Annotated in this window: 21 protein-coding genes and 2 pseudogenes; 13 read left to right on the top strand and 10 right to left on the bottom strand. The window is 44.6% G+C overall.

Translation table 11 applies throughout. The annotated features are described in order from the left end of the window. The first annotated feature begins 44 nt into the window (after nucleotides 1-44). The 9 genes from clpB (at nucleotide 45) to HWQ44_RS10855 (ending at nucleotide 10,199) form a co-directional block, all read left to right on the top strand. Entirely contained in the window at nucleotides 45-2,666 is a 2,622-nt protein-coding gene (gene clpB / locus HWQ44_RS10895; protein WP_179075966.1) for an ATP-dependent chaperone ClpB, read from the top strand. A gap of 105 nt (nucleotides 2,667-2,771) precedes the next feature. Further along, on the top strand, nucleotides 2,772-3,332 hold the full coding sequence (locus HWQ44_RS10890; protein ID WP_292718369.1) for an HdeD family acid-resistance protein: 561 nt from the start codon (nucleotides 2,772-2,774) through the stop codon (nucleotides 3,330-3,332). A 186-nt stretch (nucleotides 3,333-3,518) separates the two neighbouring features. Then, nucleotides 3,519-4,073, top strand: coding sequence for a general stress protein (locus tag HWQ44_RS10885; RefSeq protein WP_179075964.1), 555 nt, complete (start codon nucleotides 3,519-3,521; stop codon nucleotides 4,071-4,073). 10 nt (nucleotides 4,074-4,083) lie between these two features. Beyond that, the gene (locus HWQ44_RS10880; RefSeq protein ID WP_179075963.1) at nucleotides 4,084-4,236 is read left to right on the top strand and encodes a hypothetical protein; all 153 of its coding nucleotides are present in this window, start codon (nucleotides 4,084-4,086) and stop codon (nucleotides 4,234-4,236) included. 30 nt (nucleotides 4,237-4,266) lie between these two features. Further along, nucleotides 4,267-5,109, top strand: a complete 843-nt coding sequence (locus tag HWQ44_RS10875) for a 2Fe-2S iron-sulfur cluster-binding protein (protein WP_179075962.1) — start codon at nucleotides 4,267-4,269, stop codon at nucleotides 5,107-5,109. Then, nucleotides 5,096-6,088, top strand: coding sequence for a xanthine dehydrogenase family protein subunit M (locus HWQ44_RS10870; protein ID WP_179076024.1), 993 nt, complete (start codon nucleotides 5,096-5,098; stop codon nucleotides 6,086-6,088). The genes HWQ44_RS10875 and HWQ44_RS10870 overlap by 14 nt, the downstream gene beginning before the upstream one ends. A gap of 20 nt (nucleotides 6,089-6,108) precedes the next feature. Next, nucleotides 6,109-8,400, top strand: coding sequence for a xanthine dehydrogenase family protein molybdopterin-binding subunit (locus HWQ44_RS10865; protein WP_292718366.1), 2,292 nt, complete (start codon nucleotides 6,109-6,111; stop codon nucleotides 8,398-8,400). Between the two features lie 63 nt (nucleotides 8,401-8,463). Further along, complete coding sequence (locus HWQ44_RS10860) at nucleotides 8,464-9,624, top strand: XdhC family protein (protein ID WP_179075960.1); 1,161 nt, start codon at nucleotides 8,464-8,466, stop codon at nucleotides 9,622-9,624. Next, on the top strand, nucleotides 9,603-10,199 hold the full coding sequence (locus HWQ44_RS10855) for a nucleotidyltransferase family protein (protein WP_179075959.1): 597 nt from the start codon (nucleotides 9,603-9,605) through the stop codon (nucleotides 10,197-10,199). Before HWQ44_RS10860 ends, HWQ44_RS10855 begins: the two co-directional genes overlap by 22 nt. A 166-nt stretch (nucleotides 10,200-10,365) precedes the next feature. On the opposite strand, the gene HWQ44_RS10850 is transcribed toward HWQ44_RS10855, so the two are convergent. The 7 genes and pseudogenes from HWQ44_RS10850 to HWQ44_RS33535 form a co-directional block, all read right to left on the bottom strand. Next, on the bottom strand, nucleotides 10,366-10,599 hold the full coding sequence (locus tag HWQ44_RS10850) for a hypothetical protein (RefSeq protein WP_292718361.1): 234 nt from the start codon (nucleotides 10,597-10,599) through the stop codon (nucleotides 10,366-10,368). Beyond that, nucleotides 10,578-11,126, bottom strand: coding sequence for a transposase (locus tag HWQ44_RS10845; protein ID WP_292718359.1), 549 nt, complete (start codon nucleotides 11,124-11,126; stop codon nucleotides 10,578-10,580). Before HWQ44_RS10845 ends, HWQ44_RS10850 begins: the two co-directional genes overlap by 22 nt. Continuing rightward, a pseudogene (locus HWQ44_RS10840) lies at nucleotides 11,107-11,295 on the bottom strand (IS630 family transposase); the annotation flags it as partial. The pseudogene HWQ44_RS10840 and the gene HWQ44_RS10845, both read right to left, overlap by 20 nt. 16 nt (nucleotides 11,296-11,311) lie before the next feature. After that, on the bottom strand, nucleotides 11,312-12,622 hold the full coding sequence (locus HWQ44_RS10835) for an IS701 family transposase (protein WP_292718357.1): 1,311 nt from the start codon (nucleotides 12,620-12,622) through the stop codon (nucleotides 11,312-11,314). 147 nt (nucleotides 12,623-12,769) lie between these two features. After that, nucleotides 12,770-13,153 carry a response regulator gene (locus HWQ44_RS10830; RefSeq protein WP_179075957.1) on the bottom strand — a complete coding sequence of 128 codons (384 nt, stop codon included), beginning with the start codon at nucleotides 13,151-13,153 and terminating at the stop codon, nucleotides 12,770-12,772. A 434-nt stretch (nucleotides 13,154-13,587) separates the two neighbouring features. Next, nucleotides 13,588-15,729: a response regulator gene (locus tag HWQ44_RS10825; protein ID WP_292718354.1), complete on the bottom strand. Its 2,142-nt coding sequence runs from the start codon at nucleotides 15,727-15,729 to the stop codon at nucleotides 13,588-13,590. Nucleotides 15,730-16,054: 325 nt separating this feature from the next. Beyond that, nucleotides 16,055-16,210: pseudogene (locus HWQ44_RS33535) on the bottom strand (transposase); the annotation flags it as partial. Between the two features lie 379 nt (nucleotides 16,211-16,589). On the opposite strand from HWQ44_RS33535, the gene HWQ44_RS10820 reads away from it, so the two are divergent. Beyond that, nucleotides 16,590-17,087, top strand: coding sequence for a helix-turn-helix domain-containing protein (locus HWQ44_RS10820; RefSeq protein ID WP_292718352.1), 498 nt, complete (start codon nucleotides 16,590-16,592; stop codon nucleotides 17,085-17,087). Between the two features lie 31 nt (nucleotides 17,088-17,118). Continuing rightward, a complete protein-coding gene (locus HWQ44_RS10815) occupies nucleotides 17,119-17,793 on the top strand; it encodes a transposase (RefSeq protein ID WP_366931373.1) in 675 nt (224 codons plus the stop codon). A gap of 734 nt (nucleotides 17,794-18,527) precedes the next feature. On the opposite strand, the gene HWQ44_RS10810 is transcribed toward HWQ44_RS10815, so the two are convergent. Next, nucleotides 18,528-18,821: a hypothetical protein gene (locus HWQ44_RS10810; RefSeq protein ID WP_292718350.1), complete on the bottom strand. Its 294-nt coding sequence runs from the start codon at nucleotides 18,819-18,821 to the stop codon at nucleotides 18,528-18,530. 292 nt (nucleotides 18,822-19,113) lie between these two features. On the opposite strand from HWQ44_RS10810, the gene HWQ44_RS10805 reads away from it, so the two are divergent. After that, a complete protein-coding gene (locus HWQ44_RS10805; RefSeq protein WP_292718348.1) occupies nucleotides 19,114-19,944 on the top strand; it encodes a hypothetical protein in 831 nt (276 codons plus the stop codon). Then, the gene (locus tag HWQ44_RS10800) at nucleotides 19,937-20,473 is read left to right on the top strand and encodes a hypothetical protein (protein WP_179075953.1); all 537 of its coding nucleotides are present in this window, start codon (nucleotides 19,937-19,939) and stop codon (nucleotides 20,471-20,473) included. Before HWQ44_RS10805 ends, HWQ44_RS10800 begins: the two co-directional genes overlap by 8 nt. Nucleotides 20,474-20,675: 202 nt before the next feature. Here HWQ44_RS10800 and HWQ44_RS10795 read toward each other — a convergent pair whose 3' ends face one another. Then, nucleotides 20,676-21,134: a hypothetical protein gene (locus HWQ44_RS10795; RefSeq protein ID WP_292718342.1), complete on the bottom strand. Its 459-nt coding sequence runs from the start codon at nucleotides 21,132-21,134 to the stop codon at nucleotides 20,676-20,678. Further along, on the bottom strand, nucleotides 21,127-21,912 hold the full coding sequence (locus tag HWQ44_RS10790; protein ID WP_242066733.1) for a ParA family protein: 786 nt from the start codon (nucleotides 21,910-21,912) through the stop codon (nucleotides 21,127-21,129). Before HWQ44_RS10790 ends, HWQ44_RS10795 begins: the two co-directional genes overlap by 8 nt. Nucleotides 21,913-22,407: the final 495 nt, after the last annotated feature.

The following is a 22,407-nucleotide window of genomic DNA, read 5'->3' as shown; positions in this document are numbered from 1 at the left end:
GAGCGTTAACAAAATAATTTATTTCTCAGCTAAGGAGCACGATTATGCAACCAACCAATCCCGAGCAATTTACTGAAAAAGCCTGGGAAGCCCTTGTTCGTACTCCCGAAATTGCCAAGCAGTTTCAGCATCAGCACATTGAGAGCGAACATTTGATGCTAGCGCTACTGGAACAGGAAGGACTCGCCAGTTCTATTTTCAACAAAGCTGGGGTGAATGTTCAAAAACTCCACGAGCGCACTATCGACTTCATCAACCGTCAGCCCAAAGTATCGGGGGCTAGCAGTGGTTCGGTATACATCGGACACAGTTTAGAGAGGCTGCTCGATCGCGCCGAACAATACCGCAAAGAGTTTGGTGATGAATATATTTCTATTGAACATTTAATACTTGCCTTTGCCAAAGACGATCGCTTTGGTAAAGGGTTGTTTCAAGAATTGGGACTGGATGAAAAAAAACTCCGCAACATCATTCAACAGATTCGAGGGAGTCAAAAAGTGACAGATCAAAACCCGGAAGTTAAATATGAAGCGCTAGAAAAATACGGACGCGATTTAACCCAATTGGCACGTGAGGGCATACTTGACCCAGTGATTGGACGAGATGAAGAAATTCGCCGCACGATTCAAATCCTTTCTCGTCGGACTAAAAATAACCCCGTGCTGATTGGTGAACCCGGTGTCGGTAAAACGGCAATTGTAGAAGGATTAGCGCAGCGCATTATCAGTGGTGATGTCCCGGAATCATTGCGCGATCGCAAACTAATAGCTTTAGATATGGGTGCGTTAATTGCCGGAGCCAAATACCGGGGAGAATTTGAAGAACGCCTGAAAGCTGTCTTAAAAGAAATCCAAGAAGCACAGGGACAAATCGTCTTGTTCATTGACGAAATTCACACTGTAGTTGGTGCGGGTGCAACGCAAGGATCGATGGATGCTAGCAACTTGCTCAAGCCGATGCTTGCTCGCGGCGAACTGCGCTGTATTGGTGCCACCACGCTAGATGAATACCGCAAGTACATTGAAAAAGATGCGGCTTTGGAACGTCGTTTTCAGCAGGTGTATGTCGATCAGCCCAGTGTGGAAGATACCATCTCAATTCTGCGCGGTTTGAAAGAGCGCTACGAGTTACACCACGGCGTGAAGATTTCTGATAGTGCGTTAGTTGCGGCAGCTACTCTGTCTGCGAGATATATTAGCGATCGCTTCCTACCCGACAAAGCTATTGATTTGGTGGATGAAGCTGCGGCTAAACTAAAAATGGAAATTACTTCTAAACCAGAAGAATTAGACGAAATCGATCGCAAAATTCTGCAACTGGAAATGGAGCGGCTGTCACTGCAAAAAGAAACAGACAGTGCTTCCAGAGAGCGGTTAGAACGCATAGAGAGAGAACTTGCACAGTTAAAAGAACGCCAAGTTGCTCTCAATGCTCAATGGCAGGCAGAGAAGCAAATTATCGATCGCATTCGCCAAATTAGACAAGAGATTGAGCGTGTCAATGTAGAAATTCAGCAAGCCGAACGCGATTACGACCTCAACCGGGCAGCAGAACTGAAATACAGCAAACTCACTGAGCTGCAACGACAACTAGAAGAAACCGAAGCGCGACTAGCTCAAATCCAGACTAGCGGTAAATCTTTGTTGCGCGAAGAAGTCACCGAAGCTGACATTGCCGAAATTATCTCCAAGTGGACGGGTATTCCGTTGAGCAGACTGGTTGAATCGGAAATGCAAAAACTTTTGCATCTGGAAGAAGAGCTACATAAACGTGTGATTGGTCAGGAAGAAGCTGTAAGAGCTGCTGCTGATGCAATTCAACGTTCCCGTGCTGGGTTGGCAGATCCGAATCGTCCCATTGCCAGCTTTATTTTCTTAGGCCCGACCGGGGTGGGAAAAACAGAACTGGCAAAAGCTTTAGCGGAATATCTGTTTGATACCGAAGATGCACTGGTGCGGATCGATATGTCCGAATACATGGAGAAACACGCTGTTGCCCGTCTCATCGGTGCGCCTCCAGGTTACGTGGGCTATGAAGAAGGCGGACAACTCACCGAGGCGATTCGCCGCCGACCTTATTCTGTAATTCTGTTTGACGAAATTGAGAAAGCTCATCCTGATGTATTCAACGTCCTGCTGCAAATCCTGGATGATGGTCGCCTAACTGATTCTCAGGGACGCACAGTAGATTTTAAAAATACGATCGCGATTATGACCAGCAATATTGGTTCAATATACATTTTGGATGTGGCAGGAGACGATAGCAAGTACGAACAAATGCGCGATCGCGTCATGGAAGCAGTGCGAGAAAGTTTCCGCCCCGAATTCCTCAACCGCATTGATGAAATCATTATCTTCCATAGCTTGCGGAAGGACGAGTTGCGCGAAATTGTCAAACTACAAGTGCAGCATTTAGAGGAGCGATTGCGCGAGCGTAAAGTCTCGCTCAAAATCTCCGACCAGGCTCTCGATTGGATTGTTCAGGTCGGTTATGACCCAGTTTACGGTGCTCGTCCCCTGAAGCGGGCGATTCAGCGAGAACTAGAAACTCCAATTGCCAAAGCGATTCTACGCGGCGAGTTCCACGAAAGCGACACAATCTACGTCCATGTGGAATATGAGCGACTGGTGTTGAAGCGCTTATCACCTGAACTGGTCAATGCTTAGAGGGGGCAGAGGAGTACAAGGGAGAGATAACTCTTGGAAAGACTTGGGTTAATCGCGTCTCTCTTTCAAAATTTAACAACATATCAAAACATTTTTGGAAAAGCTATGACTTCTGAAGATTTTAGAGAAACCAGAACAAATTCAGCATTGGCAATTGTCTTAGGTGTTTTGATGATTCTGCTCGGAATTGCAGCGATCGCAGAACCATTTATTGCCACTATTGCCATCACAATCGTATTCTCCTGGACTTTAATTATTGCTGGCATCGTCCGAATTGTTCATGCATTTCAATCACGTCACAAACGAGGCTTCTGGACAAAGCTAGTAGTTGGCATTCTATACGCAATTGGTGGAATTTTGTTAATTACCAACATCTTTGGTGCTGCACTTTCTCTCACCTTAGCTTTTGGAATTGTCATTTTTACTGAGGGTGTATTGGAGGTGATTGCAGCATTTCAAATGCGTCGAGATCCAAACTGGGGTTGGGTACTATTTAGCGGTATCATGGCTATTATTCTAGGGATTTTTATTCTGTATCAATGGCCTGTCAGCGCAGTTTGGGTATTGGGAGTATTTGTAGGGATTAATTTTTTGTTGACGGGTGTTTGGATGATCATGCTTTCATTAGCTTCTCGTAGTCTTCTTGACCATAGGGCAAGAGTTTAAAGCAGTTATCAGTTATCAAAGTTTGAGTTGGAGATTTAGACCCCAACTCAAACGTAGCACGCAATAGTGGTGAGGAACTTTGACTCCCAACTGAAAAACAGTTTACTGTTCACTATTTACTAATTTGTTGAAATAACTTTCGGTTTTATTAGTGAGCTAGTGCTGCCTCACTGAAATAAGGATAATATGATTACAACAGATAACAAGCACGCTGTTGGAGTATTTACTAACCGTAAAGCAGCGGAGCAATCAGTTAATGAATTAAAAGCCTCAAGCTTTCCAATGGAAAAAGTTGCGATTTTTGCAAAATTTGCAGATCGCATAAATCCTATTGGCGAAGTATCAGTCAGTTCGCGTATCAACAATCAAAGTGTAGATACAACTGGAGCAGTTGGTGACGCTTTAGCTACAAGTTTTTGGGGAAGCGTATTAGTTGGTCTTAGCAGTTTGGTACTTCCTGGCGGTATTGGAGTAATAATTGCAGTCGGTTCGGTTGGAACAGCATTCATTATCAGTGTAGCGGGTGTTGCAGTTAGTACTATAGCCACAAATCATTTAGTAAAGGTGCTAGCTAGTTTAGGTATTCCTGAAGACCGAGCTAGACGTTATTGCGATCGCATCCAGTGCTGTGAATATTTACTAGTACTAAAAGGCAAAGATGAGGAGATTCAAAATGCTGAAGTCATTTTGAAGAAGCATGATATTAACTATTGGGGTATCTATGAGCTACCACAGGTTTAAATAAGCCTTCTTGGGTGGCCGCCGAGATACGGATACCGTTGGCGAAATATTGCTTAACAAAAAAACGGTGGATTTACCGTGTATTACTTGGAAAGGTGCTTCTGCGCCTTTGGTGGGTGCAGACCGTGAGAAGAGTCGGCGCGAAAAACAAACACTTGTCTAGGGCTTGTTCGAGAATGTTGCAAGGAGAATCATGGACGACAATCAAGAACGACAAGATTTCGATCTAACCGAAAGCGATGAGCAACTCAGCGCGGACGAAAAAACAATACTTGACGAACTCGGTATTGTTGGTGCTGCTCGCCGAAAATTCTTGGGGCAAAACATGGCTGCGGCACTCGGCACTTTCGCCTTCCACCTGCTGGCTAAAGAGGAGGTCTTTGCCACGCTCACCGCTTCGCCCGACGCAGTGTTCGCTTCGACCGCTGGGGTGGAAAACGCCGTTAAGGTCCTGTTGAAAATCAACGGCTCTACTCAACGCCTGGAAGTGGATTCGCGCACGGTGCTGCTCGATGCTCTACGCGAAAGACTTGGATTGATCGGCACCAAAAAAGGGTGCGATCAAGGACAGTGCGGTGCTTGTACAGTGATCGTTGACGGACGCCGCGTGCTTTCGTGTCTGACACTTGCCGCGAGCTGCGAGGGAAAAGAGGTGACGACCATCGAAGGGCTGGCTGACGCCGACAATCTTCATCCGATGCAGACGGCGTTCATCAAACACGACGGCTTCCAGTGCGGCTACTGCACGCCGGGGCAGATATGTTCGGCAGTGGCGCTTTTGCAGGAAGCCAAAAACGGCGACGTGAGTCACGTCACTAATAATTTGCGGACGAGTCCCCAGAATTTATATCTCTCTGATGAAGAAATCAGAGAACGCATGAGCGGCAACATTTGCCGTTGCGGCGCTTATCCAGGAATCGTTGCGGCAATCAGAGAAGTTCATTCCGGGCGCGAAACAGCCCAGACCAGGCATTTTGCAAGCGATGAAGAAATTGCCATTGCATTCAATGAGGGCAAAGCCGATGAAATCGTTTAAATATTCTAGCGCAACCGACGCAGCAAGCGCCGTTGGCACCGTTTCCGCTAATCAAACGGCACAGTTTCTCGCAGGCGGGACAAATTTGATTGATTTGATGAAAGAATACGTCGAGCGTCCCAGCGAACTTGTTGACATCTTAGGTTTGAATCTGGCGGAAATTCGATCGACCTCGAACGGAATTTCTATCGGCGCGTTAGCCAAAAATACTGATACGGCTAACCATGCGCTCGTCCGGCAAAATTACCCGCTTCTGTCAATGGCGATTTTAGCTGGTGCCTCCGTACAGCTTCGCAATATGGCGACCAACGGGGGAAATTTAATGCAGCGCACCCGTTGCCAGTATTTTTACGACATCGCTATGCCGTGTAACAAACGCGAGCCTGGCAGCGGATGTGGAGCGCTTCAGGGGCTTAATCGCATTCATGCCATTTTTGGCTACAGCGATAAATGCGTGGCGACTTACCCGGGCGATATGGCGAATGCGCTTTATGCGCTTGACGCAGTAGTGAGGATTCGCGGCACGAACGGGCAAGAACGCACAATCCCGATCCAGGATTTTCATCGCTTGCCGGGCGAAACGCCGGAAAAAGATAACAATCTTCAGCATGGGGAATTGATCGTCGCCATCGAAATGCCGAGGAATAACTTCGCCGACAAGTCTTATTACCTAAAAGTTCGCGATCGCACTTCATATGCTTTCGCACTGCTTGCCGTGGCTGCTGCTTTAGAAACAAGAGGCAACAACATCAAACAGGCACGCGTTGTTTTGGGAAGCGTCGCGCATAAACCTTGGCGTTCAGGCGAAGCGGAAAGAGTTTTGATCGGAAAACCAGCGACGGAAGAAACTTTTCGGGCTGCTGCCGAAGTGGCTTTCAAAGATGCGAAACCGCTTGAACATAACGGTTATAAAGTCGAACTCGGAAAACGCGCCATTGTTCTCGCTTTGCAGCGAGCGATGTCGGGCGGTGTTGCGTAAGTAGGGAGAATATAAAAGAAATGGCAAGATACATCGGAAAAGAAATGAGCCGCGTAGACGGCATCGCAAAAGTGACGGGCAAGGCAAAATACGCCGCAGAATTTCAGGTTTCCAATCTCGCTTACGGTTTTATCGTGCTGGGAACCGTAGCAAAGGGCACGATTAAATCAATCGACACGCGTGAGGCTGAACGCGCTGCGGGCGTAATTCGCGTCTTCACGCACCTGAACACACCAAAGCTCGATCCGAAGTTTTCTATGGTGCAGGCTCCGTCGCGCGCTACCGATGAGCAAGACAAGTCGTTTCAGGCGCTCCAGTCCGACAAAATCTTCTTCAATATGCAGCCTGTGGCACTCGTCGTCGCCGAGACATACGAGCAAGCGCGTTATGCGGCACGTCTGGTCAAAGTCTCCTACAACACAGAGCCGCACACGACTGACACCGAGGCGGTGCGAGCGATCGCGCGCGTCCCCACCCAAGCTCCGCCTCTAAAGCCGCGCGGTAATCCGGAAGAGACGATGCGTACAGCGGCGATTGAGACTCAGCCGTTAGTTGTTGAACATACTTTAACGCGCGGTAATCCGGAAGAGACGATGCGTACAGCGGCTGTGAAGGTAGAGGCCGAGTACCGCATTCCTATCGAGCACCACAACCCCATAGAGCCGCACGCGGCCATCGCGGTCTGGCAAGGCGACAAGCTCACGATCTTCGACAAGACGCAGGGGGTCTATGGCGTGCGCGCACATTTGGCTTCGAGCTTCGGCGTGCCCGAGGAAAACGTGAGCGTGCTTTCACCCTTCGTCGGCGGGGCTTTCGGATCGTCGCTGCGCCCGAACTATTATCCGGCGCTGACAGCAATGGCGGCCCGCGAACTCAAACGCCCAGTCAAGGTCGTCTATACGCGCACACAAATGTTCACTGGCCACGGCTATCGTCCGTACACGATTCAGAAGGTCGCGCTCGGCGCAGAGCGATCGGGAAAGCTCTCCACGATGATTCATGAAGTCGTACACAACACCTCCAACATCGAGGAGTTCTCAGACGAAACCACGCTTTTCACGCGCCAGGTCTACGCCTGCCCGAACCTCTACGCGCCGCTGAAGATTACCAACACTGACCTCCCCACCCCGACCTGGATGCGTGCACCGGGGGCCGTTAGCGGTATGTTCGCGCTCGAATGCGCGATGGACGAGCTGGCCTACGTGCTCAAGATCGACCCGCTCGAACTACGGCTGATCAACTACGCCGAAGTAGACCCTGAGAGCGGCAAGCCATTTTCGAGTAAGGCGTTGCGGGAGTGCTATCGGCTCGGCGCGGAAAAATTCGGTTGGAAGAAGCGCCAGTTTGAGCCGCGCTCAATGCGCGACGGACGCCTACTCGTCGGTTGGGGTATGGCAACCGGCGTCTGGGGCGCTTTCCAGATGCCTGCTGCCGCCCTCATCACGCTGCGGGTGGATGGCACGGCGCAAGTTGCTAGTGCGACCAGCGACATCGGCCCCGGCACCTACACGGTGATGACCATGATCGCTGCCGAGTATCTGGGGCTGAAGTTGGAGCAAGTGAAATTTGAACTCGGCGACACGAAGTTCCCTCTGGCACCGTCGCAGGGGGGATCTTGGACGACGGCGAGCGTCGGCTCGGCCGTGCGCGGCGCGGCTCTGGCGATCGGCACGAAGTTGCTCGCACTCGCGAACCAGGAACCGAATTCTCCGCTCAAGGGGGCAGCCGCCGCCGATGTCGAGATGCTCGACGGGAGACTGCGACTAAAAAACGACCCATCGCGTTTCGTCAACATCTCCGGAGTGATGAAGCGTAATGGTCTCACCGCAATCACGGAAACATTCGAGTCGCGTCCCTCAGAGGAGCGCGAGAAGTATGCGACGTTGGCGCACGGCGCGCAGTTCATTGAAGTGAAGGTCGATCCGGATGTGGGGACTGTCCACGTTACGCGGGCCATTGAAGTGACTGCCAGCGGCAAGATCATGAATCCGAAGGCCTCGCACAGCCAGGAAATTGGCGGCGTTGTCTGGGGCATCGGCATGGCACTGCAAGAGGCGACTGAAATCGACCATCGTTACGGGCGGATCATGAACCCGAATTTGCAGCACTACCATGTGCCGGTTAATGCCGATATTCTGGAGATCGAAACGATCTTTGTTGAGGAGGACGATAAAATCGTCAATCCGCTCGGTGTTAAAGGCATGGGCGAACTCGGTATGGTCGGAATTCCGGCGGCGATCGCCAATGCGGTTTTTCACGCGACCGGCAAGCGAATCAGAGATTTGCCCATCACGCCTGACAAACTCTTGTAGAATTTGCTGCCGCAAATTTAGCGCTATTACATTTACATAGTTCCGTAAGTGAGCAATAACTATATGAATGAGTTACAGCATATCCTGCAAGCATTTGTACATAGCCAAAAGTCAGCACAGCGTAGTGCTTTAGCAACGGTAGTACAAACAAGTGGCTCGGTTTATCGCCGATCAGGGGCGAGGATGTTATTGCTTGAAGATGGACAAATGATTAGTGCGATTAGCGGTGGCTGTTTGGAAGGTGATGTTTTTGAACGGGCGCAATCGCTGATGTTTGGCGGTGGTGAAGCGATAGTAGTAAGATATGACACTACATCGGATGAAGACATTGTATTTGGCTTTGGGTTGGGGTGTAATGGCGTTGTCGATGTTTTGATTGAATCTTTAGGTGATGAAACTGCTGCGAGCCAAATGTCTTTCATTCAAGATTGTTTGCAGTCTGGGCAAGTGGGAGCGATCGCTACTGTCTTTAAAATAGAGGGAGCGTCAGATATTACAGTTGGTTCTCGAATGATGCTGAAATCAGATGGCACTGTCATCAATCACGTTGCTAATATTTTCATTGCTCAAAAGATAGAAATAGACACTCACCAAGCACTGAGAAAAAAACAAACTTGCGTACAATCATATACTTTACCTCAAGGACGCGTTGATGTGTTGATTGAAGTAATTCATCCATTAGTACCACTGCTCGTATTTGGTTCTGGATATGATACGATTCCCGTGGTGCATTTGGCGAAACATCTGGGTTGGCACGTTACCGTAATTGATGATCGACCAGGGTATTTGAGGGGCGATCGCTTTCCTCAAGTTGACCAAATTCTCTGGTGCGAACTCAATGATTCCCACTCATACAAACATTTGCTGACACCGCAAACTGTAGCAGTTGTCATGACACACCGCTATCTAAGCGATCTAGCATTTCTCAAGACTCTGATTCCGTCCCAGGTGCGTTACCTGGGAGTGTTAGGCCCAAAACGCCGGATGCAAAAATTGTGGGATGATCTGTCTGAAGAAAATATCATTACCACATCTGCACAAGAACAACGAATTTATAACCCTGTAGGACTAGACATTGCTGCGGAAACACCCCAAGAAATCGCCCTGTCCATCGTGGCAGAAATTCAAGCTGTAATTGGCGGAGGTAGGGGTAGTTTCTTGCGCGATCGCCTAGGCTCGATCCATTCTCTCTTAGAGCAACCATGTCTAACATTGGCATTATAATTTTGGCAGCAGGCGCTTCCACAAGGCTTGGTCAGCCTAAACAGATCCTAGCTTACCAAGGTAAATCACTAATTCGACATATCACGGAGGCGGCGATTAATTCTCAGTGTCGGCCAGTTGTTGTTGTGTTGGGTGCTTACGTCGAAACTATTGAGCCGCATCTGAGAAATTTAGATATCCACATTGTTTATAATCAAAAATGGTCAACTGGTATGGCCAGTTCCATTCAATGTGGACTAAATGCTATTGGGGCGATCGCATCTGAGATTGAAGCGATCGTACTGATGTTATGCGATCAACCGTTTGTTTCCTCCGACCTGATTAATCAACTTGTTACAAGATATCAAGCTACAAATTCGATGATAGTTGCTTCGGAATACGCGGGTATCCTTGGTGTTCCTACTATATTTCACAAAACGTTATTTTCAGAACTAGCTCTTCTTCAGGATGATATCGGTGCTAGAAAAATCATTCGTCAGCATTATTCAAACTGTTCAAGCATTTATTTTGCTGAGGGACTTATTGATGTAGATACTCTTGAGGATTATGAACAACTTCACAAACATCATCGTTAACAAGTTAGGCTTTAGGGCTATTAGTCAATAAGCAAAAGTACGCAATAGACTAGCATGAATGCTCATATGACTGTAAGGGGTGTAGTCAAAAGTGGGTAGTTGTCCAGGCATACATCTACGCCAAGCGGACAGTTAACGCTCTTTCAAGAAACACTTGACGTAAAGCTTATGTAGAAAGGGTTTGATAAAATGAAGCTTCCTCCTTATCTTGGGATTTGGGGACAAGTTGAAAACCAAAAGCTTGCGCTTTCTTCTGAAGATTTTTGAGGATCAGATCCTGGTATTTTTGCTCATAATATTCCATACCAGGATCAGAATATCGTCCAGCAGTTGTCCAAATTTGGTAGAACAAACGAGCCAGCTTGTGTGCAGTAGCAGTTATTGCTTTGGGTGCGCCCAAGCGAGAACGTAAACGGCGATAAAATGCACCTCTTCAGAACGGCTGTGAGTCAGAGAAAAAGCCGCCATGCGAAAAGCATTCGCAGCACGATTGACAACAGTACGAGTTTGAGAGCTTTTGACCTTACCGCCGGTCACTTTTTGACCAGGACATAAACCTAACCAAGAGGTAAAGTGTTTAACGCTGGGAAAGCGTTTCGGGTTTAATCCCACCTCAGATAAAATAGTCTGAACAGTTAAAGCATCAAGACCATCAATCAGTGTAAAATCTACTCCTGCCATCCGATAAAGATATTTATGCAAATCAAAATCGGGGTGATTTGCAGTCGGTTTTTTTCTGCGTTTTCTTCCTGTTGTCGGTGGATCATCTAAAGTTTTAGGTTGAAAAGATGCTAAACATTTTTCAATTTCAGCGTCAACAGCACTAATCTGTTGTTGGTAAATTTCATACAAGGTCAATTCTTGCTGGAGGACAAATAAATGTTCACGACGGTAAGCTAATCGGTATTTAAATTGCAATATAGGCACTATTGCCCTTGTTTTTTATATTTCGATGCCACTTAATGACTAGCTCACCCTGGTTCAATAGCCTATCGAGTAAAGACTTTAACTCATCTACTGATTGAAATAGACGATGAGCAATGTATTCCTTACATGAATACCAGACTAATTCGATGATGTTGTAATCAGGACTATATCCCTGTTTTGTCACTCTAGGCAGAGGAAAAGTAGAAATCAGGGTGAGTTAGGGAAATAAAAATTGAACTAGTTAGGTTATAAATAATAGATTGAAGTTTAGAAAACCCCAAGGACAATTGGGGGATAGGAAAAACTGTTAACCAGGGATATATTAGGTTAAATAAGGTAAAAGGTTGAATTATTAAACGGAGATTGTTAAGAATGTTCTTCCAGCCTTTTTCATCGTTCCACCAGGGATGCGAAGCTAGCTTTGATGGAGATTTTGGCACAGAAGACTGCATTTGTTCAGAGTGGAGGGTAACCATTAAATAGCTGCTACATACAATCTCCCACCAGCGTTCAATATCCGGGTAGTGAGTCAGCCGATAATCTGCCCAGCCTAATTCATTTTTACTTTGCTTCAAGCCATACTCAACCCAAGTTCTTAATCCATAAAAGTTGCCTACATCTCTTGGTGTAATGTCTGGATACTTACTCATGACATACCAAGTAGTGTTATCAGGTAAATTCTCACTATCTGTAGTAATCTGCCAATATCTTTTTTCTTGTCGTTTGCCGTGAATTATTTCTCTAATAAATCGATTTTCACTTTTGAGGTCTGAAAATACTCTTTTAAACTTGTGCCACTTTAAATATTGAGTATGTTGTCTCGGAAGTAAATCTACATCATGGTTTGAGCGAATCGCCACTATATAGTTTAGATTCATTTCATCTAACACAGATATGAAGTTAGTTCCACTTTCTCCATACAAACTATCTGCCAGTACTAAGTTAAATTTAAAGCCCATTGACTTGAGCTTTCGCATTAGAATTGCTGCTATTTGTGGCTTGGTTAGGTATTTATCTTCTGGCTTTAATCTTTCACGAGGCTTATATATTTCAAATAGTAGTGGAAAAGTCATACCGCAGAATACGCCATACGCTGTTACTGCCACAATTCCATTCTCTACTTTTCCTAAGTTCCCTATATACTGCCGTTTTACGTAATCTGTTTTATTCCCTTTCTTTCTGTCTCCTGTTTCATCAATAATTAGAATGATTGGTCTGCCTTTTAGCACTTGTAAAATTAGTTCTAATCGCAACACTCTTAACTTTTCTATATTCCAAGGTGATGTAGTTAAAAAATGATGCAACCCTTGCTGGTTATCCAATCCTACAATTTTTGCTATTTCTGGTAGGGTTTTCCGTTTTAGCTCAGAAACACAGCCTACATGAAGATATTTAAAAGCCTCAAAACTCCTAACATCTGGAAACAAGCTTTTATACCACTGGCAATATTCGTCCACAAATTTGACTGTAGGTGCGGCTGGACGGGGCTGTACCATACTCTGTGTCTTGGTTCTAGCGTTTTTACCTTATTATACTACTGCCAGAGTGACAAAACAGGGTTAACTGGATTTGATATGAAATATCTCCGCATCCCCTTTCTTTGCTTTGCGTCTCTTCCATAAAAAAGGCATTGCACTCTAACCTTACCACCCCAATTGCTCAATAATCTGCTCGCCAAGCTGCAAGACATTGAACGGCTTCAGGATCACTCCAGCAAATTCAGAGGGGTCAAATCCCAGCGAATCGTCTGACGGGTCTGTGGCAGTAAACAATATAACCGGAATCGACTGCGTAGTCGGATTAGTTTTCAAAGATTGCAGCATAGTCAGTCTATCTTCACCATACAGGCTCAGATCGAGCAAAATCACGTCTGGTTGCTGCGTTTCTGCCTGCATCAGTCCTGCCTGTGCAGACTCAGCTGTGAGGATTTTCCAGCTTTTGAGGCGTTCTAGCGTGAACTTGACAATGCTGCACAAGTCAGGTTCGTCGTCAATCACCAGGATGCATCGATTTGTATAAGAGGACATAATACCAATTCGTTATTCGTAATGAAGGGGCGTCAGATTTAATCTGGTTTCATGCAATCCAACTTCTCTCTAAATTGATTGATGGAAAATAACAAAGTACGTTCGCGTAGCATTGCCGCTAGCATCATTATTTGAATCAATCCCTTGAGAGCTAATTTGTAAACTAAAGTAAACTACTTGTCTAGTAAGGGTTTTAGGCATTTAAGTTAATAAAGCGCTTATTCGCTGAAACTCAGACCTAGTAATGAGTTAAGTACCCTTAAGATTTTCTTTACGAATCAGCTCTAAGGGATGAAGTATCAATTACTAATTAGGAATTTCCAAGAAATAAATTATCCAATTTATTCATAATTCTATTTTTCTTACTCCCCCTGCTCCCCTGCTAACACAGTGATTGGTTATTTTTTTATTTGGAAGTCCCTTATTTTAAATCCCTACCAGGAATTGAAATTTAAAATTCGCTGAATCAAATCGGCTTCTACGATTGGTTTTAAGATATAGTCATCTGCCCCCGCTGCTAGGGCCCGGTACAGGGTATCAGCATCGGCATGAGCCGATAACAACAACACAGGTAGCCGACTCCAACGCGGATCGCTCTTGACTACCTGGCATAGTTCAATGCCGCTAAACCCCGGCATAGCGACATCCAGCAATAGCAGATCGGGAGTGGTGGCTTCCAAGTATTGCCAAAACTGGCTTGAATCTGCCAAGGTTGTGACCTGAAAGCCCCACGGTTGCAGTTGGGCTTCTAACATGGACAACAATGCCGGATCGTCATCCACAATCAGCAGTCTGGCATTGATAGTGTCAATCCGGTGGAGGAGTTGGCTGACGGCTTGAAACACTTCGGTAGGCGTGGCAGGCTTTTGCAAAAAGGCGTTGGCTCCTAAACGGGTGACTTCCACGCGCTTGGTTAAATCGCCAAGTCCTGTCAGCACCAGCACAGGAATAGTGGGAAATTGGTGCTTCAACTGTGCCAGTAGGGTCAAGCCGCTTTCGGTGGTATTGGGAAAGGTAAGATCCAATATGATGGCATCGGGCGTGAGGTACTGAAGGCGTTGGCGGGCGAGGGTAAGGTCAGTGACGGTTTCCAGGTGAATGCTCCAGTTTGAGGCATTTGCCTGCATTCGCTCAATCAAGTCAGTATCATCATCAATCAACAAAACCACGCAATCGCTAGACTTCAGTACTAGAGTGGGCGCTGTTGTAGCAAAAGTAGGTAACTGCTGGATAACTTGCCTCAGTTGCCCAAGCAGCGATTTTAGTTGAACCACTTCCTCTGGTTGGACAGCAGCCGTTGGTGTTTTCAAGGTGCGTTCGATCTGGCGGGCAAGTTCTGCTGCTTGCGGCATACCAAATGCCCCCAAAGAGCCAATCAGCCGATGGGCGATGGTCTGGGCGAACTGCCGTCCGTCAGGGGTGAGAGTATTAGTAAAGAGGTGGGCAATCGCTTCCTCCAACTTTGCTAGTTGGCCCTGCAATCGCTCCTGAGAATCCTGCCACATCTGCCGAATTGCCGCCACTGCCTCCACCTCTGCATCATATCGATTTTCATTCAGTGAGTAGGATGAGGAAGATGCGGAGATGGAGAGACATGGTGAACCAGCACCTTGAACTGAGTCGCTTTGCGATGAGGAAGTCGGAGTCTTGGATGCCACATTCTCGACTTGCAAAGACCCCATCGGCCTTGGCTTCTCCCCTTCGGAGAAGACCGGAGTAGCTCCGGTTCCCGTCGAGTCCGTTAGCGCAGCGTTAGCGACTTTAGGAGCGTCACTTCCAAACCCGGAGGGCAAAGACTTGTGGCGACTGGCGAAGGGTAACGCGGAGACCCTATCAAATATATTCCCTGTTTCCTCGCGTCTTTGCGTCTTTGCGTCCTCCGATCCCTGCTCCGGCTTTTCTGGCACAGATTTCAGCCGATACCCCAGCCCATACAATGTTTCAATCGGATCGGAATTTAGCCCAGCCATCTGGAGTTTGCGCCGCAACCCCCGAATTTGAGTTGTTACAGCTTCTTCACCAGGACATTCATCAATCGAACAGATGCGATCGAGCAGAGTCCTTCGGTCAAAAATCCGCCGCGGATGTCGCAAAAATAGCTCCAACAGTTTGTATTCTTTAGGCGTGAGATGTAAGCCTTTGCCTTGACACATGACTTCGCAATTATTTGGATCAAGCTGCAACTGACCCCAGCAGAGTACTTTGGTTAATACTGTGCTGCCTCGGCGCAGTAATGCCCGAATCCGAGCTAGCAGTTCTGATAGCTCGTAGGGTTTGGTAATATAGTCATCTGCTCCTGCCTCAAAGCCTGCTATCCTATCTGCCGGATCAACCTTCCCTGTAAGCAGCAAAATAGGCTCTTGCTGATTCTGCGTCCTTAGTTGGCGACACAGACGAATTCCATTCTCATCGGGTAGCATGACATCTAGCACGATCAGGTCATACTCTGTTGCCTCAGCTAACTCCAGTGCCGATCGACTATCACTAGCGGTATCAACTGTAAACTGCTGTGCTACCAGAGAAGTGGTGAGAGCAGCCACCGTATCTTTATCATCTTCAACGATAAGTAGTTTCATAAAAAAACCTATTTTTCAGGCAATTGAGCCAAGTATTTCAAAGGCAACCCGAAGCAAGTTTATTTACTTGCCCTATCTCTGAAGTGTATTGTGATGTAATATACTCTAATTCATCTTTTATTTATAAATAGCATTCCAGGCTAATGCAACGAATTTTTCTGTCGTCTCTAAATATAAAAATTTCAACCAAACTATAGAAGTTAATCTTAAGTAAGTCGGGGAGAAAATTTACAAGTATGTAACAAAGAATTAAGCAGAAGAATTAGAGTTAAATTTTACACGTTGCGTACTGTAGTTCCCCTTTTCTCCTCTTCTTTGAACTCCATCAATCACAGCATAAGCAATGGTAGTACTCATCCTCAAAACTTTTCGAGGCAAGTTCATGTTTTTTCAGGTGTTGCCACTCAAGTTCAATTGGATTCATCTCCGAGGAATATTTAGGTAGAAAAAAGATGTACTTTCCCCAGTCTTCCCACTTTGACCATAATTGTTGTACCCCTTAAACGGCTGCCCATATCTCTGTTACCTTCGTAGACACATTATACGTATTTACTTATCTTTATACAGTTTGGTTTTTTCACCTCCTTCTACTTAAATAACGTAAAAAAGTATTAATCTGTAATACAACTAAGCTTAAATAAATTAATGGAAAGCTTCATCTATCCAATAGGTTGAGAATAGTTTATGCCTAATGACATAAATTCATTCGTGTTGATTTCATTTGGGTATATTCAAAGGATAAGCTTGCCGAACCTAGAGCCTGACTAGTACAGCGCGGCGTAAATAAACCAAGTATTTTTGTGGGAGAATAATTAATTAGATTAAAACAACATTTTTGTTGATGAGCAAGGAGTCAGGGTGTGGCACGATTAGCTCCAAAAGTATTAAATTTGAACGAGAGTGATCGCTCAGAACTGCAACAGTTGGTAAACCGACACAATACAGCGCAACAAATAGTACTGCGTGCAAAAATAATTCTCCTAGCATCAGAGGGAAAAAATAATGGAGAAATTGCTAGAACATTAGATATAAGCCTTGATATGGCTCGTTTATGGCGAAACCGATGGTTTGAAACTAGCGGTAAAAAATTGCCTAGTTTACAGAGATTACAAGATTCGGAGCGTATTGGGGCACCAGTAAAATTTAGTATGGAGCAAGTAATTGAGCTATTCGCCCTTGCATGTTCAAAACCCGAAGACTATGGACGACCAATAAGTCATTGGACACCAAGAGAACTAGCAGACGAAATTATAAAACTTGGCATTATCGAAAGCATATCTGTCCGTCATGTTGGAAGATTATTAGAGGAGGCAGAACTTAAACCACACCAGAGTCGTTACTGGTTAACCCCCCCCTGAAGATGAAGAATTTGACGCAAAAGTTGAAGATATTACTGGTTTATACATCAGCGCGATCGCTCGTCATCAAAACGGAGAGCGCACAATATCGATTGATGAAATGACGGGTATTCAAGCTACAGAGCGTCTAGAACAAGATTTGCCGATGCGACCAGGTAAAGTTGAAAGACGAGAGTTTGAGTACGTTCGTCACGGTACACAAAGTTTGATTGCTAATTTTGATGTCGCTACCGGTAAGATTATTGAGCCGACTTGTGGAAATTCTAGAACCGAAGAAGATTTTCTCGTCAATATTCGTAGAATTATTGAAAGTGAACCCGATGCCAACAAATGGCACTTAATCATGGATTGTCTGAATATTCATCAGTCTGAGTCGCTAGTTCGCTTAGTTGCACAAATTGAAGGTTTAGATATTGATCTGGGTATTAAGGGAAAAAGCGGTATACTCAAATCCATGAAATCCCGTACTGCTTTTTTGAAAGACCCAACACATAGAATCGTCTTTCATTACACACCAAAACATTCTTCTTGGCTCAACCAAATTGAGATTTGGTTTAGTATTTTAGTTCGTAAGTTACTAAGAAGAGCTAGCTTCAAAAGCCAGGATGACCTCAAAACTCGAATTCTTGGATTTATCGACTATTTTAATAAAACAATGGCTAAACCTTTTAAGTGGACGTATAAGGGAAAAGTGTTAGCTATCTAATACTTGGCTTATTTCCGCCGTGCTGTACTAGCTTTATTGTCACTTAAGGGATAAAGTGGTTCTTGTCAGCTTTTGGTGATCAATAGTGGGCTGGTTTAGGCAGAAGGCAGAGGGCAGAGGGCAGAAGGAAGAAAGAATAAAATTACAGAAAGCCCTGTGGTATAAGGGTTACAGAATCTCTACATCACAAGAAAAGTCTTCAGGTTGGATCTGGATCTTTGTCACAAGTTCTACGACGACAGGCAAAATCTTAAAACCCTTCTGCCTCCTGCCTCCTGCCTTCTGCCTTAAAGCGCGTAACCTTTCATCATCACCAAAAGTTGCCAAGAACCACATTATCCTTTAAGTGACATTTTTTCTACCTAAATATTGCTCGGAGCTGCTTCTAAGCAGGTCTGAAATATTGTTAATCCCTCTTGTTGAGTCTGTAATGCCTTTGTTTATCTAAGAAAAACTTCTATCAGAAGGTTAAAAATCAATATAAATAGTTATTTCTAAAGAACTAAAAGTATTTATTGTAAGTGGCTCTTTAGAAAGATGTTTTAGAGGCTAGGGTTTGGTGTCCTAGTTAATATGTGCAATTTAAGTTGCTCAATTTTGAAATTTCAAATTGATTTTTATATTTAACTTGATGAAAAAATAATAGTAAATTAGCCGAAATAACGAGTTAATTAGAAAATAGCCTATTGTTAATAAAATTTTTGAAAATAACTAGTAAAATTTTGTTCTATGAATTATCTCATTGCAGTTTTACCAGACGTCACCAGTTGAGCAAATTTGTCTGGGCAAGCGTCTTCAAACTCCAGCATCACACCGCAACGCTCATCAATCGTTAGCGTACTGAGTAATTCCTTAACCTTGTCAACTCCATCCTCCACCCGATCAATCGCCAATCGAGCGTAATATTTAACTTTATCCCACCAAGAATCACTGAGTTCTACCTCTGTGTCCATACCCCCCCAATTATTATCTCCACTTTCATTATTGGGGGGTGTGGACGGAGCATTAATTCCGTATTGAAACTGCATTCTAGCCTTATGTGCCGCATCTCGCTCAAGTGATTCTTGCCGCTTCCTTTCCCTCTCCTCCCTCTGGTTTTGGCGATAATCTAGTACCTTCTGGGCCCTAGCTATCTAATTGGTATACAAAGCAGGTAAGCTGAGGAAAGCACCTAGCAGCAGTAAAAAATTAGTGATAGAAAAATTGCCGCGCCATCGCCCAGAACGAAAATTCAGTAATATCAAACGAATAGTATTAGAATGTTCGCTCATCGAGTGTGTGCATTGTGGGGCAGAATTAACGCTACGCAGACCAAGACACATGCGTAAAACCGTTCAAACAATTGATGGTGCAGTATTTGTGGCAGGCAAGAGTAAAGAATGCACTAATTCCAGTTGCACACATTTTGGTAAACATTACTACGCAACTGGCGTAATAAAATACAGCTTACCTTACAGTACCTATGGGCTAGATGTGCTGGCATTTATTGGTTGGCAGCACGAGCATGAACATCAACAATTGGTAGAAATTCAACGCTCATTAAAAGGGCGTGGTGTTGAAATTAACGAGAGTAATGTAGGCAAGCTATATCGACAATTTCTAGCACTCTTGGGTGGAACGCTTGCACATACACAGGAGAAATTAGCTGCCACAGCAATTGAACACGGTGGTTTGATTTGGGCAATTGATGCGTTACAGCCTGAAGGTCACGGAACTTTACTGTATGTATTGTACGAGGTATTAAGCGGTACACCAGTAAGTGGAATTCAGTTACCACAGGCACAGGCACAAAGGTTAATTGAGTGGCTGCAACCTTATATGTCACGAAACGCAGAGTTAATGGCAGTGGAGTCCCAGATTCGCGCTGCTGTTAGGGATTGTGTAAATCGCACTAGTCGCAAACCTTTCCGTTGGGGCGGTATTGAAGGCTATCAGCAACTAAAAACCATAGGTGCGATTTTACGTACTTTACCATGCCGGAAAATTGATACAGATTACTTGTCTCTCTTATCAGTATGGGTTGACCAAGCTTTAAGCAACAATCTTTCCGTAGCGTTGGATTTGGAACAGGCGCACCAATGGTTGCGACGAATTGCTGATTGTTTGCACTACCCCAAATACTTTCACCCCCATCAAAGACAATGTGACTAATACTACAGATACTAGCAACTTATCCTTGACAAACCTTAAAGTTCGATGTGACATGGAAGAATTATTACAGAAATTTCAACCCGATCCTCAACAACATCCGGCACAGTTTGCTCTCAAGAAAAAGTTACAACGACTATGGCACAAATACGGAGCTAACTTATTGCACTGCTATGATATCCCTGGCTTGCCGCCAGACAATTTGAAAATCGAGTCTTTGTTCAGCAATTTACGTCGTCATCAAAGGCGGATTAGTGGGCGCAAATCAACTGTTGAGTTGCGTGATTTTGGGCAATATCAGGTTCTATTCCTAGCCGAAAGTGAAGAAATGTTACTGGCACAAATTCGGGAAGTACCTGTAGCAGAATACAACACGCAACGTCGCAGATTAGCAATGGATGAAGCACCCCGTCAACAAAAATATCGCCTTCATCGTCATCCAGTTAGCACAATACAAGCTTTGGTTGATCAGCATACGGAACTTCTGACTGTGCTTGAGTCTCAAGCTCTTGAATACCAATTAGATAGCTAGGGTGAGCGATCGCTACTCCAAAATTGAAACTGACATCTATGTCACCTACTGTGGGGCGTAGCCCATCGCCAACGCGGTAAGCGAAGTAGCTGACCACCCTTTTCTATCACTATCACCAAAAGCTGACAAGAAACCATAAATTGAACTTTTTGCTTAATTTATAATCAAAGTCACAACCTCTCACGGATGGATTAGGGTTAACTTAATCGTTAACGTTGATTTTCTTAGCCAATGTCTGAAATTTGCGTTGTTCACCAGCTTGTTTACGCTGTTGATAACGTTTTCTAGCTTGGTTTAATACCTCTTGCAATAATTCCTCATTTTCTGAGCAGACGATAAATGCACCTTCTAGGAAAGTATCTCTAGTAATTTTATTTACATTGCAAAACGTATCTAGTTTGGTATCAATGTCCTGTTCTAACCTGATTGTTCGCCTGATGATCTGGGGTAACTCTAAGTGCTGTTCTTGATTAGAAGTGCTTACCTTATCGTTTATAACTTCCTCACTATCTAAATCCGGTTTTGGTTTCTCAGATAAATGACTAAATTCAGTAATTTGGTCATTTAGTAAGTTATCATGTTGTACTTTTACAAGTGTTGTATCCCGTGCTGGAACACTTGGACGTGTCTTTTTCTTAAGGCGCTCAAAAACATCAGACATTCTTTTGTAACCTCTCGATAATTTGTTGGAAGGGAGTTTCGAGTTGTTCAAAGCCTAGAGAGGACAAACTTACACCTTTATCTATGGCCTTTTTAAATTGTTCAGATTCTAAAATTGAAGGTAAAACGACTATTTCTTCGGCAATTGTTCGCATTGCACTGATACTCGCCTTACTTTGTGCGACTTGGTTATTACCTACCCATTTATCTCTGAATGGTAAGATGCCAAGCACTATCCCTGAAAAAGCATCAATTTCTTGAAGTTCTTCAACTAAACTTAGAGTTCGGATGAGAGAATTTACACCTTTGGATGATGCTTCTACAGGAATGATAATATGGTCAGCTGCCCCCAACGATGTAAGGCAGATTTGCGATCGCTGAGGTGGCGCATCGACAATGCAGTATTGGAATAAATCGGATACCTCTTTTAAGCGTTTGCTCAGAACAATAGCTCCCATACCGCTCCCAGACAAAAATTCTTGAGCATTATCTAATCCATCATCAGCAGGAATTAACCATAGGTTTTCTCCGATTTCATAAATACCGTCTTCAGTATTGATCTGTTTTTTGAGAACTTCTAGAAGCGTGGGTTGATTCTGCTGAACTTCGTGTCCCAGGTAAAAAGTTAGGTTCGCTTGGGGATCGGCATCAATCATCAGTACACGCTGTCCTGTTTGAGCAAGCATTCTACCCAACAAGATTGCAACAGTTGTTTTTCCCTGGCCACCGGACAAGGATGCACAAGTAAGAATTAACATTTTACTGACTACCAGCAGCATGGTGTAAATTAGTCAATATCATAATGCATAATGTTGTTTTTAAGTTATTTAGTCATTATGTAATTTAGTCATTTGTAAATGACTAAATTGTAATTAACGCTATTTAGTCATTACTTTAGCTCTCAAAAAGTCCTACTCTTCGATAAAATAGTTGTAAAAATAGATTTTTGTCCCGTTTAGTTGTAGCTGATTTTAGTCAAGACTGAATTTAGTCATTCATAAATAACTAAATTGTATAATAATGCAATCTAGTAAACCAGTTTTGTTTTTTGAATAAAATAAAACTTCAAAAATGCTCACGGGGGCTATATAGGGGCTATATGTACCCCAAAAATGATTCAGGGCTTCGATGAGTATTTGACCCCTATGTAGGGTATGTATGGGTGTTTTCTGGGGTATACTTGACTGTTGGACACTTTATACCCCACTTAGCCCCCAAAGGAGTATGATAAGCTCTTGAGGCTGGAGAAAAAAGAGGTAGTCATTTTATTCTTC

The sequence above is a fragment of the Nostoc sp. JL34 genome (assembly GCF_017114945.1).
Classification (GTDB): Bacteria; Cyanobacteriota; Cyanobacteriia; order Cyanobacteriales; family Nostocaceae; genus Nostoc.
The sequence above is the reverse complement of the archived record's forward strand: the minus strand, read 5'-3'. Positions and strand labels throughout refer to the sequence as shown.

Coding starts and splice junctions, on each gene's coding strand:
- HWQ44_RS10795 (WP_292718342.1), bottom strand. CDS start 21,134: ATGTCTGATGTTTTTGAGCGCCTTAAGAAAAAGACACGTCCAAGTGTT.
- HWQ44_RS10865 (WP_292718366.1), top strand. CDS start 6,109: ATGGCAAGATACATCGGAAAAGAAATGAGCCGCGTAGACGGCATCGCA.
- HWQ44_RS10830 (WP_179075957.1), bottom strand. CDS start 13,153: ATGTCCTCTTATACAAATCGATGCATCCTGGTGATTGACGACGAACCT.
- HWQ44_RS10810 (WP_292718350.1), bottom strand. CDS start 18,821: ATGCAGTTTCAATACGGAATTAATGCTCCGTCCACACCCCCCAATAAT.
- HWQ44_RS10885 (WP_179075964.1), top strand. CDS start 3,519: ATGATTACAACAGATAACAAGCACGCTGTTGGAGTATTTACTAACCGT.
- clpB (WP_179075966.1), top strand. CDS start 45: ATGCAACCAACCAATCCCGAGCAATTTACTGAAAAAGCCTGGGAAGCC.
- HWQ44_RS10890 (WP_292718369.1), top strand. CDS start 2,772: ATGACTTCTGAAGATTTTAGAGAAACCAGAACAAATTCAGCATTGGCA.
- HWQ44_RS10870 (WP_179076024.1), top strand. CDS start 5,096: ATGAAATCGTTTAAATATTCTAGCGCAACCGACGCAGCAAGCGCCGTT.
- HWQ44_RS10875 (WP_179075962.1), top strand. CDS start 4,267: ATGGACGACAATCAAGAACGACAAGATTTCGATCTAACCGAAAGCGAT.
- HWQ44_RS10855 (WP_179075959.1), top strand. CDS start 9,603: ATGTCTAACATTGGCATTATAATTTTGGCAGCAGGCGCTTCCACAAGG.
- HWQ44_RS10860 (WP_179075960.1), top strand. CDS start 8,464: ATGAATGAGTTACAGCATATCCTGCAAGCATTTGTACATAGCCAAAAG.
- HWQ44_RS10825 (WP_292718354.1), bottom strand. CDS start 15,729: ATGAAACTACTTATCGTTGAAGATGATAAAGATACGGTGGCTGCTCTC.
- HWQ44_RS10835 (WP_292718357.1), bottom strand. CDS start 12,622: ATGGTACAGCCCCGTCCAGCCGCACCTACAGTCAAATTTGTGGACGAA.
- HWQ44_RS10805 (WP_292718348.1), top strand. CDS start 19,114: ATGCGTAAAACCGTTCAAACAATTGATGGTGCAGTATTTGTGGCAGGC.
- HWQ44_RS10790 (WP_242066733.1), bottom strand. CDS start 21,912: ATGCTGCTGGTAGTCAGTAAAATGTTAATTCTTACTTGTGCATCCTTG.